This is a genomic window from Pseudomonas sp. HMWF006, from assembly GCF_003061205.1.
Taxonomy (GTDB): Bacteria; Pseudomonadota; Gammaproteobacteria; order Pseudomonadales; family Pseudomonadaceae; genus Aquipseudomonas; species Aquipseudomonas monsensis.
In genome coordinates this window covers 5,323-17,043 of record NZ_QAIU01000573.1, presented here as the reverse complement: position 1 = coordinate 17,043, position 11,721 = coordinate 5,323, and the positions used below count along the sequence as shown (strand labels likewise).

General features: G+C 61.2%; 10 protein-coding genes. 9 read left to right on the top strand and 1 reads right to left on the bottom strand.

Annotated features, from left to right (window positions below; translation table 11 throughout):
- On the bottom strand, window positions 1–2,912 hold a 2,912-nt coding region (locus tag DBR24_RS31325; RefSeq protein ID WP_218278150.1), incomplete at its 3' end, for a DUF4329 domain-containing protein.
- A 308-nt stretch (window positions 2,913–3,220) separates the two neighbouring features.
- Between DBR24_RS31325 and urtA the strand changes: the two genes are divergently transcribed.
- The 9 genes from urtA to DBR24_RS26285 all read left to right on the top strand — a co-directional run.
- On the top strand, window positions 3,221–4,486 hold the full coding sequence (urtA, locus tag DBR24_RS26325; RefSeq protein WP_123471008.1) for an urea ABC transporter substrate-binding protein: 1,266 nt from the start codon (window positions 3,221–3,223) through the stop codon (window positions 4,484–4,486).
- Between the two features lie 448 nt (window positions 4,487–4,934).
- On the top strand, window positions 4,935–6,437 hold the full coding sequence (urtB, locus tag DBR24_RS26320) for an urea ABC transporter permease subunit UrtB (RefSeq protein ID WP_128616174.1): 1,503 nt from the start codon (window positions 4,935–4,937) through the stop codon (window positions 6,435–6,437).
- Window positions 6,437–7,516, top strand: a complete 1,080-nt coding sequence (urtC, locus tag DBR24_RS26315; RefSeq protein WP_128616173.1) for an urea ABC transporter permease subunit UrtC — start codon at window positions 6,437–6,439, stop codon at window positions 7,514–7,516. Before urtB ends, urtC begins: the two co-directional genes overlap by 1 nt.
- Window positions 7,513–8,382 (top strand): urea ABC transporter ATP-binding protein UrtD, encoded by an 870-nt coding sequence (urtD, locus tag DBR24_RS26310; RefSeq protein ID WP_123471002.1) that lies wholly within the window; start codon window positions 7,513–7,515, stop codon window positions 8,380–8,382. The genes urtC and urtD overlap by 4 nt, the downstream gene beginning before the upstream one ends.
- A 116-nt stretch (window positions 8,383–8,498) precedes the next feature.
- A complete protein-coding gene (gene urtE / locus DBR24_RS26305) occupies window positions 8,499–9,197 on the top strand; it encodes an urea ABC transporter ATP-binding subunit UrtE (RefSeq protein ID WP_128616172.1) in 699 nt (232 codons plus the stop codon).
- Between the two features lie 43 nt (window positions 9,198–9,240).
- The gene (locus DBR24_RS26300; RefSeq protein WP_128616171.1) at window positions 9,241–10,080 is read left to right on the top strand and encodes an urease accessory protein UreD; all 840 of its coding nucleotides are present in this window, start codon (window positions 9,241–9,243) and stop codon (window positions 10,078–10,080) included.
- Between the two features lie 435 nt (window positions 10,081–10,515).
- Window positions 10,516–10,818, top strand: coding sequence for an urease subunit gamma (ureA, locus tag DBR24_RS26295; protein ID WP_128616170.1), 303 nt, complete (start codon window positions 10,516–10,518; stop codon window positions 10,816–10,818).
- A 9-nt stretch (window positions 10,819–10,827) separates the two neighbouring features.
- The gene (locus DBR24_RS26290) at window positions 10,828–11,361 is read left to right on the top strand and encodes a GNAT family N-acetyltransferase (protein WP_123470997.1); all 534 of its coding nucleotides are present in this window, start codon (window positions 10,828–10,830) and stop codon (window positions 11,359–11,361) included.
- Between the two features lie 5 nt (window positions 11,362–11,366).
- On the top strand, window positions 11,367–11,721 hold a 355-nt coding region (locus DBR24_RS26285; protein WP_371921360.1), incomplete at its 3' end, for a GNAT family N-acetyltransferase.

The following is an 11,721-nucleotide window of genomic DNA, read 5'->3' as shown; positions in this document are numbered from 1 at the left end:
GTTTTCAGAATCACTCCGCCATAAGGACCGTCGGCGGAGGCCGGCACTTGCAGACGGGCATGTACCGCCGCATCGTCAGCACTCTGGAACACCGGGCCGAGCCAGCGACGCTCGAGGTTCGCGAAGGGTTTCCAGACACTGCTTACCCGTCCGACCCGGTCCCAACACAGGCTCGTGCGCAGGACAGACAGTTCACCGCTGCCGGCAACCTCATGGACGAAGTCCACTGGCCGCCACTGACCTGATGCCAGGTCTTGCTTGATGGTTTCAAGTCTCCGGCTGGAGAGATCGTCATGGAACAGCTTGCTCGCGCTGCTTCTTACGTACTTCAACAGGGCACCGTCCTGAGTACTGATATACAACGCGGCGGGCAGACCAGAGGGGCGCACCGGACGACTGGGCGAGTAGTACATCGCCACCGTCAGGTTATCCGGCGAAATAAAATGCCGTGCCAGCCACGCGCTTGTCCCGCTGGCGAGACGGTTCACCTCATGGTGCAAGTAAAAGTTGCCGTACAGACTGAAGCCGTCCGGGTAGTGGTAGCCGGACTCTGAATGCCCTATGCCAAACAATGTCCCCAGTTGAAACAGATTGTCGCCACGGTCGTTGACGGGCACCCCTTCAGTGGCGACGTACTCCTCCCGCTCGCGATGTTTGAGGATAAATCCGAACAACGCTCGGGTTTCGTCCTGCAAATGCGCAGCACGCGCGGATTGATCCTGCGCCGCCTCATCCGCCGAAGGAAAAACCGCTCCGCAGGCGACCCTGTCAGGGCGTTTCCAGGCAAGCGTCGATGTCGACAGAAATTCGCCGCGGGAGAAAATCGGCGATAGGTCCAATGGCCTGTTCGGAAGCATGGCAGGGGGGGCCGGCAGTTGATCGGGCAGTGCAGGGTCCGGTGTGGTTGGCACGGATGTTCCTGCCAACGGCACCGCCATCATGGCCCAGTTTGCAGGTACATCACCGCGATATCCCCACAGGGGGTTGTCGAGCAGCACCGTCAACCGGCCGGCCGCTGCTTGCTGGCGGACAAAGTCCTGCGGTCGCAGTTCACCACTGGCAAGTTTCAACGCCAGCGAACCGGGATTTTCATGTGTCCCCAAAAGGGCGGCAAGCTCTCGGCCACTGGCGCCCTCGGACAGTTCATATCTGAGCAGACTGTTCGCCGCCCCTGAGACATAAAGCGCAGTTTTGTCGAGCCATACCTGCCGGACCTCATCGACATTCAACATCTGCAGGCTCAGGGCCGCTTCTTCGTGCGTCCACTTGAAACTGTCAATCACCACCGGTTCGAGCTGCGACAGCGCCCCGTGCGACACATATCGACCGCGCAGCACATGGTCATCGGGAAAAATGGTCTGCCCATGATGGTCCCGCGGATAAAGACCGCCCGAGGCAAGCGTCTCAATGTCACCCGCGAGGGGTTCGGTGACCACGAAGCGCTCGTCGGCGCTGCGCTGAAAGACGTAACCGACAAATGTACGATCACGCCGATTGCCGACTTGTTCGTGTGCATATCGAACGGCATCCTCGGCCGAGAGGAAGTCATCACTCAGACCTGGCCAGGGGAAATTCGCAAAGGGCTGCCATTGCAGATCTACGCGCCCCAGCCGCGGCCACAGCGCACTGCCTCGCAGAACGTCCAGCCGACCACTGATCACCAGGATCGACACGAACTCACGCGGTCGCAGTGTCCCGGCCAGCAACCTCGATTGCAGTCCCGGATCGGTGACGCTGCCATCGGCTTGCTCGATGCTCATTGCGGTTTCGACCGGATCGCCGCTGAAGGTGTACTTCAACATCGCGGCATCACGGGTCTGCAGGTACAACGCCAACGGCCTGTCGGGCGCTGCCAGATGCCGGGCGCGATCACGACTTGCAATGGCCTGTGCCATTTCCTGCGGTGTGAAGAAGTTCTCGTACAGCCACGCCTGCGCAGGGGATGTGCGCACAGGATCCGGCCGGGAGGCGCAGTAAAAACCCTCGAGCGCATAGCCTGTGGGGAGTTTCAATTTCCCGTCACGGCCCACCGGAAAGATTTTCTGCGGGTCCCAAGCGGACAGCCCGGCCGCACGCGCATGGGTCGCGACATACTCTTCGCCAGTGAGTTTTTTCAGTACCAGCCCGGCGGTCTGCGCACCTCTGGATTTCAACGCAGCGAGCACGGCCCGATCGGCACTGACGCAAACGCGCGTCATCAGCGGCAACTCAGTCACCTTGCCCGTAGAAAATCCCTGCCCGCGTTGCCAGTCAGGCGGTACGACGCCCACCGAGTACCCCCAGTCGGCATTCGACACAAGGACTTTCAGCTCACCGAGCATGGCCAGTTTATTGATGATGCTCAACGCGTCACGCGTCCATGGCTCACGGCCCGGCCGCGCGCCTGCTTCATGCCAACGGTAATACTCACGCTCCGCCTCTGAACCACTGGCAGTGTACTTGAGCAATGTTCCGTCAGGCCCGGACAGATAGGCGCTGCGAAACCAGGCCCGGCCGTCGACATCGCCCATAAAGTCGACGTCGGAAAAGAAATTGACGAACAGTCGCAGCCCCATCTCATCCAGCTCTGGATAAGCCTCGCCAACCTCTGCGTGTAACGCGACATGGCTGTGGACGTTTGCGGCAAAGCGATAGCCTGCTGGCGGCTGGAGATCGCCGGAGGCATCGAAGTCGATGAGGACGCTCATATCGAAGGTGGTTGCGTCTCCGGGCACAGGTGAACTGGCGACGAACTTTCCATCCGGTCGCAGCAGAATCAAGCTGCCGTATTCCTTTTTCGCCTTTAGCGGAATCCTCGTATGCACCCAGTACGCAGCATCCTCTTGCGTGAGAAATCCCGGACTGAGTGGCGGCAGTCTGGTTCTGCCGGAGGGGGTTGCGGCGCGTTCGGTGCGTCCTGACACATCGTTCATGATAAAGATCCTGCTGAAAGAATTCGGGATGACTGGCGAACGAGTGTGTCGCCTCGCTGCCCGGACCATGCGATGCAGGGTTATCGTTTCTGTGTCCAATTCTGTAGCCGCCCACTCGCCCCAATCTGGCGCATACAAGCGCACCACGGCCTTCAGCGTGTCCGTTGCTGGTGCGCGAGCGGCGTCGCCCAACCGCTCTGCGACGGCATTTTCATGTTGGATCCCGACCGGGCACAGCCCTTGCAAACCTCCCTTCAGTCGTCCGCATCTGCCAACCAGAAAAATTAAATGTTCATGGAGATCGCACAATGAAGCGTCGCAGTTTGATCAAGGCTTTCACACTCTCGGCATCCATTGCCGCGATGGGCATGACCTGGACTGTCCAGGCCGCCGAGACCATCAAGGTCGGGATTCTGCATTCGTTGTCCGGCACCATGGCGATCTCCGAAACCTCACTCAAAGACATGGCGTTGATGACCATCGACGAGATCAACGCCAAGGGCGGCGTCAACGGCAAGATGCTCGAACCGGTGGTGGTTGACCCTGCATCCAACTGGCCGCTGTTCGCCGAAAAGGGCCGGCAGTTGCTGACCCAGGACAAGGTCGCGGTGGTGTTCGGCTGCTGGACTTCGGTGTCGCGCAAGTCGGTATTGCCGGTGTTTGAAGAGCTCAACGGCCTGCTGTTCTACCCGGTGCAATACGAAGGCGAAGAGATGTCGCCGAACGTGTTCTACACCGGCGCCGCGCCCAACCAGCAAGCGATCCCGGCGGTGGAATACCTGATGAGCGAAGAAGGCGGCAGCGCCAAGCGCTTCTTCCTGCTCGGCACCGACTACGTCTACCCGCGCACCACCAACAAGATCCTGCGCTCGTTCCTGCATTCCAAAGGCGTCGCCGACAAGGACATCGAAGAGGTCTACACCCCGTTCGGTCACAGCGACTATCAAACCATCGTCGCCAACATCAAGAAGTTCTCCGCCGGTGGCAAGACTGCGGTCATCTCCACCGTCAACGGCGACTCCAACGTGCCCTTCTACAAAGAACTGGCCAACCAGGGCCTGAAAGCCACCGACGTGCCGGTGGTAGCGTTTTCGGTGGGTGAAGAAGAACTGCGCGGCATCGACACCAAGCCGCTGGTGGGCAACCTCGCAGCGTGGAACTACTTCGAGTCCGTCGAGAACCCGGTGAACAAGAAATTCGTCGCGGACTGGAAGGCCTACGCCAAGAAACACAACCTGCCGGGCGCCGACAAAGCGGTGACCAACGACCCGATGGAGGCCACTTACGTCGGCATCCATATGTGGGCGCAGGCGGCGGAGAAAGCCAAGTCCACCGACGTCGACAAGGTCCGCGAAGCGCTGGCCGGCCAGACCTTCGCCGCGCCGTCGGGCTACACCCTGACCATGGACAAGACCAACCACCACCTGCACAAACCGGTGATGATCGGCGAGATCCAGAGCGACGGTCAGTTCAATGTGGTGTGGCAGACCGAAGGGCCGATCCGCGCGCAACCGTGGAGCCCGTTCATTCAGGGCAACGACAAGAAGCCGGATTATGCGGTGAAGAGCAACTGAGTCCGACTTGGGCTTTGAGGTGGGGCGGAGATCTTTCCCCCTCACCCCAACCCTCTCCCCCAAGGGGCGAGGGGGAAAGGGAGCTGATCTTCATGCTTTTCAAAGCCTGAGTTCGACTCGAATTTGCAGGTCACAGTACATCGTCCAAACACCTCGGTCAGTCCCCTAGATTGCATGAGGGAGAGGGGGAAAGGGAGTTGATCTTCATGCTTTTCAAAGCCTGAGTTCGACTCGAATTTGCAGGTCGCAGCACATGGTCCAAAACACCTCGGTCAGTCCCCTCGATTGCATGAGGGAGAGGGGGAAAGGGAGCCGATCTTCATGCTTTTCAAAGCCTGAGTCCGGCTCGAATTTGCAGGTCACAGTACATCGTCCAGACACCTCGGTCAGTCCCCTCTCCCTCCGGGAGAGGGTTAGGGTGAGGGGGCGGTTGAACAGGACACCACTAATGCCCACTGACATATACCGCTTGTTTCTGATCATCGCACTGCTGTTGCCGATGACTGCCTTTGCCGGCGACGCCGAAGACTTCGTCGCCGCCAACCCCGTGCAACAAGCCAAACTGCTGGAAGCCTGGGCCGCGCAGCCCGAGCCGGCGCGCGTCGAACTGATCAATGCGCTGCAACAAGGCGAACTGACGATCGACGGCCAGCCAAAAACCCTGCGCCTGAACAACCGCCTGCGGGGTCTGATCGACACCGCGCTGGCCAGCCACCAATTGCTCGCCGCCGACGCCAAAATCCGTCTGACCGCCGCGCAGCAATTGCAGAAAAGCGCGAAACCCGCGCAGCTGAAATTCCTCGACCAGCAACTGGCTGGCGAAAAAGACCCCGGCGTGCACGATGCCCTGAGCCTGGCCCTGGCCAATCTGCAACTGGTGGATACCGACCCGGCAGTGCGTCTGGCCGCCGTGCGCCTGCTCGGGGAAACCGGCGACCCACTGGCCCGCACCCGCCTCGAAGGCCTGCTCGAACCCGGCGTCGAAAGCGATGGCGGTGTGCGCACGGCCGCCGAAACCAGCCTCGCCCAAGTCAAACGCAAACTGTTGATCGGCGAAGTGTTGGGGCAGGCGTTCAGCGGCATGTCCCTCGGCTCGATCCTGCTGCTCGCCGCGCTCGGTCTGGCGATCACCTTCGGCCTGCTCGGGGTGATCAACATGGCCCATGGCGAGATGCTGATGCTCGGCGCCTACTCGACCTATGTCGTGCAGTTGATGTTCCAGCGCTACGCCCCCCAAGCCATCGAGTTCTATCCGCTGATCGCGCTGCCGGTGGCGTTCTTTGTCACGGCGGCGATCGGCATGGCACTGGAACGCACGGTGATTCGTCACCTCTATGGCCGGCCGCTGGAAACCCTGCTAGCTACCTGGGGCATCAGCCTGATGCTGATCCAGTTGGTGCGCCTGCTGTTCGGCGCGCAGAACGTCGAAGTGGCAAACCCGGCGTGGCTGTCCGGCGGCATTCAAGTGCTGCCGAATCTGGTGCTGCCGTACAACCGCATCGTGATCATCGCCTTCGCCCTGTTCGTGGTGGTACTGACCTGGCTGCTGCTGAACAAAACCCGTCTGGGTCTCAACGTCCGCGCCGTCACCCAGAACCGCAACATGGCCGCTTGCTGCGGCGTGCCCACCGGGCGCGTGGACATGCTCGCCTTCGGCCTCGGCTCGGGCATCGCCGGCCTCGGTGGTGTGGCGCTGAGCCAGATCGGCAACGTCGGTCCGGACCTCGGCCAGAGCTACATCATCGACTCGTTCCTGGTGGTGGTGCTCGGCGGTGTCGGGCAACTGGCCGGCAGCGTACTGGCCGCGTTCGGCCTGGGTATCGCCAACAAGATTCTCGAGCCGCAGATCGGTGCGGTGCTCGGCAAAATCCTGATCCTCGCGCTGATCATTCTGTTTATCCAGAAACGTCCGCAAGGCCTCTTCGCACTGAAAGGACGGGTGATCGACTGATGAATCAGCCTCTGTTAGTCACGGCCACACAAAAGGCCGGACCGAAAGTCACGATGGCGGTCGGTGCGGTGATTTTCGCGCTGCTGATCGCCCTGCCGTTGCTCTCGTTGTTGGCGCCGGACAATGCGCTGCACGTCTCGGCCTACACGCTGACGCTGGTCGGCAAAATCCTCTGCTACGCCATCGTCGCCCTGGCGCTGGATCTGGTCTGGGGTTACGCCGGCTTGTTGTCGCTGGGCCATGGCCTGTTCTTCGCCCTCGGCGGTTACGCGATGGGCATGTACCTGATGCGTCAGGCGGCCGGCGATGGCTTGCCGGCGTTCATGACTTTTCTGTCGTGGACAGAACTACCGTGGTACTGGAGCGGCACCAGCAGCTTTGTCTGGTCGATGTGCCTGGTGGTGTTGGCACCGGGTCTGCTGGCGCTGGTGTTCGGTTTCTTTGCCTTCCGTTCGCGGATCAAGGGTGTGTATTTCTCGATCATGACCCAGGCCCTGACCTTCGCCGGCATGCTTCTGTTTTTCCGCAACGAGACCGGGTTTGGCGGCAACAACGGCTTCACCAACTTCCGCACGATCCTCGGTTTCGGCATCACCGAGCCAGGCACCCGCGCGGTGTTGTTTCTGGCCACGGTGCTGTTGCTGGTCGCCAGTCTGTTCATCGGCTGGCGCCTGGCGCAGAGCAAGTTCGGCCGGGTGCTGACCGCGCTGCGCGATGCAGAAAACCGCTTGATGTTCTGCGGCTACGACCCGCGCGGTTTCAAGCTGTTTGTCTGGGTGTTGAGTGCGGTGTTGTGCGGACTGGCCGGTGCGTTGTACGTGCCGCAGGTCGGCATCATCAACCCCAGCGAAATGTCGCCGACCAACTCGATTGAAGCGGCGGTGTGGGTGGCCCTCGGCGGCCGCGGCACGCTGATCGGCCCGCTGCTCGGCGCCGGCGTGGTCAACGGCATGAAGAGCTGGTTCACCGTGGCCTTCCCCGAATACTGGCTGTTCTTCCTCGGCGCGCTGTTCATCGTCGTGACGTTGTACCTGCCCAAAGGCGTGATCGGTCTGCTGAAGAAACGAGGTGAATCATGAGAGTGACAGCCACTGCCGAATTCATGCTGGAACCGGCGTTTTTTCCGGTGGAGCCGAACAAGGACGAGGGCACCAGCCGCGACTCGATCGGCCTCGGCCAACGCGTCGGCCCGGGCCTCGACACCCGGCACGGCACGATCCTGACCCTGGAGGACATCAGCGTCAGCTTCGACGGCTTCCGCGCCCTGAACAATCTCAACCTGTACATCGGCGTCGGTGAGCTGCGTTGCATCATCGGCCCCAACGGCGCGGGCAAGACCACGCTGATGGACGTGATCACCGGCAAGACCCGGCCCAGTCACGGTAAGGCCTGGTTCGGTGAAACCCTGGACCTGACGCAAATGAGCGAAGTGCAGATCGCCCAGGCTGGCATTGGCCGCAAGTTCCAGAAGCCGACGGTGTTCGAAGCCCTCAGCGTGTTTGAAAACCTCGAGCTGGCGCAGAAGACCGACAAGTCGGTGTGGGCCAGTTTGCGTGCGCGGTTGAGCGGCGAGCAGCGTGATCGCATCAGCGAAGTGCTGGAGACCATTCGCCTGACCACCTCGGTCAATCGCCCGGCGGGTTTGCTGTCCCACGGCCAGAAGCAGTTCCTGGAGATCGGCATGCTGCTGATGCAGGACCCGCAACTGCTGCTGCTCGACGAACCGGTGGCGGGCATGACCGACGCCGAAACCGAGTTCACCGCCGAGCTGTTCAAATCGCTGGCGGGCAAGCATTCGCTGATGGTGGTTGAACATGACATGGGCTTTGTCGGCTCGATTGCCGACCACGTCACCGTGTTGCACCAGGGCAGCGTGCTGGCTGAAGGCTCGCTTGAGCAGGTGCAGGAAAACGAGCGGGTGATCGAGGTCTACCTGGGCCGATGAATCGGCCAGCTGCAAGCGACAAGCTTCAAGCAGCAAGTAAAAGCAAAGTCATAAACAGTCCTGCTCTTGCTTGCAGCTTGCAGCTCGCGGCTTGAAGCCCAACTAACGGAGTTCCGATGCTACAGGTCCAACAACTTCATCAGTACTACGGCGGTAGCCACATCCTCCGGGGCCTCAGTTTTGATGTGAAGGTCGGCGAAGTCACCTGCCTGCTCGGACGCAACGGCGTGGGCAAGACCACCCTGCTCAAATGCCTGATGGGCCTGTTGCCGGCCAAGGAAGGTGCGGTGAACTGGGAGGGCAAACCGATCACCACGTTCAAGCCGCACCAGCGCGTTCACGCCGGTATTGCTTACGTGCCGCAAGGTCGGGAAATCTTCGGACGGCTGACCGTGGAAGAAAACCTGTTGATGGGTTTGTCACGGTTTCCCGGCAGCGAAGCCAAAGAAGTGCCAAGTTTCATCTACGAACTGTTCCCGGTGCTGCTACAAATGAAGCAGCGTCGCGGCGGTGACTTGTCCGGCGGGCAGCAACAGCAACTGGCAATCGGTCGCGCACTGGCCAGCCGTCCGCGCTTGCTGATCCTCGACGAACCCACCGAAGGCATCCAGCCGTCAGTGATCAAGGAGATCGGCGCGGTGATCAAGACACTCGCAGCCCGTGGCGACATGGCGATTTTGCTCGTCGAGCAATTCTACGATTTCGCCGCCGAGCTGGCCGATCAGTACCTGGTGATGTCCCGGGGCGAGATCGTCCAGCAAGGTCGCGGTGAAAATATGGAGGCCGAGGGTGTACGCGGACTGGTCACGATCTAAGGCAACGTTCTAATCTGTAGCTTCCTAACGATAATCACACACCATGAATTCGACTGTTTCACCTGCCCTGTTTACCCCGAGCTGGCACGCCGAGCTGGAGCTGGCCTACGCCCGCTTCGGCGAGTGCACGCGCCCGGTTCAGCGTCGGCACATCGGTCCGCTGCGGGTGCAAAAGCATCTATACGCCGAAGGCCCTGAAGTCTGCCAACACATCATCGTCCACCCGCCGGGCGGGATTGCCGGCGGCGACCGACTGGACATCAGCGCCCGCGTCGAAGCGCACGCCTGGGCGCAGATCACCAGCCCCGGCGCGGCGAAGTGGTATCGCGCGGGTGGGCCGGCTTATCAGAAGCTCGACTTGCAAGTCGCGGCCGGGGCGACGCTGGAATGGCTGCCGCAGGAAACCATCGTCTACAGCGCCGCGCAGGCTGAGCTGAGCACTTCGATTGAACTGGAAGGCGATGCCCGGCTGTTCTACTGGGATGTGGTGGCGCTGGGTCGCCCGGCCAGCGGCGAACGTTTCGACCGCGGGCATTTTCAGGCGCATCTGGATATTCGCCGTGATGGTCGATTGCTCTGGCACGAGCGCCAGCGCGTTGTTGGCGGTGACGGCTTGCTTGATTCACCGATCGGGCTGGACGGTAATCCGGTGTTTGCGACGTTGTTGGTCACCGGTGAGATTGAGGCTGAATTGCTTGAGCGCTGCCGCTCGCTGGGCCACGAAGTGCGAGGGGATCTGACGCAATTGCCGGGGCTGTTGGTGGCCCGTTGTCTGGCCAGTGAGGCATTGCTCGCTCGCGCCTGGCTCATCGACTTATGGCGTTTGCTGCGGCCAGTGCTTCTGGATCGCGAGGCGGTGTCACCGAGAATATGGAGCACCTGAAAGCCCCCCTCACCCCCCGCCCTCTCCCGGGGGGAGAGGGAGCCCGACCGAGTCGTTTGAAATGAATTTAACTGCCTGAACGAATACTGCTGACTGAACCGGCCATTGAAAACAACCGAGATCAGTCCCCTCTCCCTCGAAAGAGGGAGCCTGACCGAGTCGTTTGAAATGATTTAACTGCCTGAACGAATACTGCTGACTGAACCGGCCATTGAAAACAACCGAGATCAGTCTCCTCTCCCACGAAAGAGGGAGCGTGAGCGAGTCGTTTGAAATGAATTAACTGCCTGAACGAATACTGCTGACTGAACCGGCCATTGAAAACAACCGAGATCAGTCCCCTCTCCCTCGGGAGAGGGCTAGGGTGAGGGGCTGCTCCAACTGGCACCCCGCACCCACAAGAACCTCAAAAATCTGCCCTGATGGAACGACACAATGGACCTGACCCCACGCGAGAAAGACAAGCTGCTGATCTTCACCGCCGGCCTCGTCGCCGAGCGGCGACTGGCCCGCGGCGTGAAACTCAATTACCCGGAGGCCATGGCCTACATCTCCGCCGCGCTGCTGGAAGGCGCGCGTGATGGCCAGACCGTGGCCGAGCTGATGCACTACGGCACCACCCTGCTGAGCCGCGAGCAAGTGATGGACGGCATCCCGGAAATGATCCCCGAGATCCAGGTCGAAGCGACGTTCCCCGATGGCACCAAACTGGTCACCGTCCACCAACCGATCGTCTGAGGCCGCGCCATGACTTACACGATTCGCGACGCCCTCCACGCCGACCTGCCGGCGATCCGTGACATCTACAACGATGCGGTGCTCAACACCACGGCGATCTGGAACGAGTCGGCGGTCGACCTCGGCAACCGCCAGGCTTGGTTCAGTGCGCGTCAGGCCCAGGCGTATCCGATTCTGGTGATCGTCGGCGGCGACAACGCGGTGCTCGGCTACGCTTCATTCGGTGACTGGCGGCCGTTCGACGGCTTTCGCCATACCGTCGAGCACTCGGTCTATGTGCGCAGCGATCAACGCGGCAATGGCCTTGGCCCGCAATTGATGGGCGCCCTGATCGAACGGGCAAGGGCCTGCGGCAAACATGTCATGGTCGCCGCCATCGAAAGTGGCAACGCCGCCTCCATTCGTCTCCATGAGCGCGCCGGTTTCAGCATCACCGGCCAGATGCCGCAGGTCGGCACCAAGTTCGGTCGCTGGCTCGACCTGACGTTCATGCAACTGACCCTCAACCCCGGCGCGGAGCCGCCTGACGCCAACAAGGAGTGATACCGATGAACGCTGCCCAACTGCGCCGCGTCAACGCTGAAAGTTTTGCGCACTATCGTCAGGGCCTGATCGACCTGCTGCTCGATGCGGTGGGCTATGGCGCCAGCGTCGGCTTCATGGCCGACCTCGATGCCGCCCAGGCCCGCGCCTATTTCGATGAGGTCCAGGACAACGTGAACAAGGGCAGCGTGTTGCTCTGGGTGGTGGTCAAGGACGAACAGGTGCAGGCCAGCGTGCAACTGAGCCTGTGCCAGAAGGCCAACGGTCTCAATCGCGCCGAAGTGCAGAAACTGCTGGTGCGCGAACACGCCCGCCGACGCGGCCTCGGCCAGCAATTGATGAGCGCGCTGGAACTCGAAG

Excerpts from the sequence above, each read along its gene's own strand:
- urtC (WP_128616173.1), top strand. The coding sequence starts at position 6,437 with ATGAATCAGCCTCTGTTAGTCACGGCCACACAAAAGGCCGGACCGAAA.
- urtE (WP_128616172.1), top strand. The coding sequence starts at position 8,499 with ATGCTACAGGTCCAACAACTTCATCAGTACTACGGCGGTAGCCACATC.
- urtD (WP_123471002.1), top strand. The coding sequence starts at position 7,513 with ATGAGAGTGACAGCCACTGCCGAATTCATGCTGGAACCGGCGTTTTTT.
- DBR24_RS26300 (WP_128616171.1), top strand. The coding sequence starts at position 9,241 with ATGAATTCGACTGTTTCACCTGCCCTGTTTACCCCGAGCTGGCACGCC.
- DBR24_RS26290 (WP_123470997.1), top strand. The coding sequence starts at position 10,828 with ATGACTTACACGATTCGCGACGCCCTCCACGCCGACCTGCCGGCGATC.
- ureA (WP_128616170.1), top strand. The coding sequence starts at position 10,516 with ATGGACCTGACCCCACGCGAGAAAGACAAGCTGCTGATCTTCACCGCC.
- urtB (WP_128616174.1), top strand. The coding sequence starts at position 4,935 with ATGCCCACTGACATATACCGCTTGTTTCTGATCATCGCACTGCTGTTG.
- urtA (WP_123471008.1), top strand. The coding sequence starts at position 3,221 with ATGAAGCGTCGCAGTTTGATCAAGGCTTTCACACTCTCGGCATCCATT.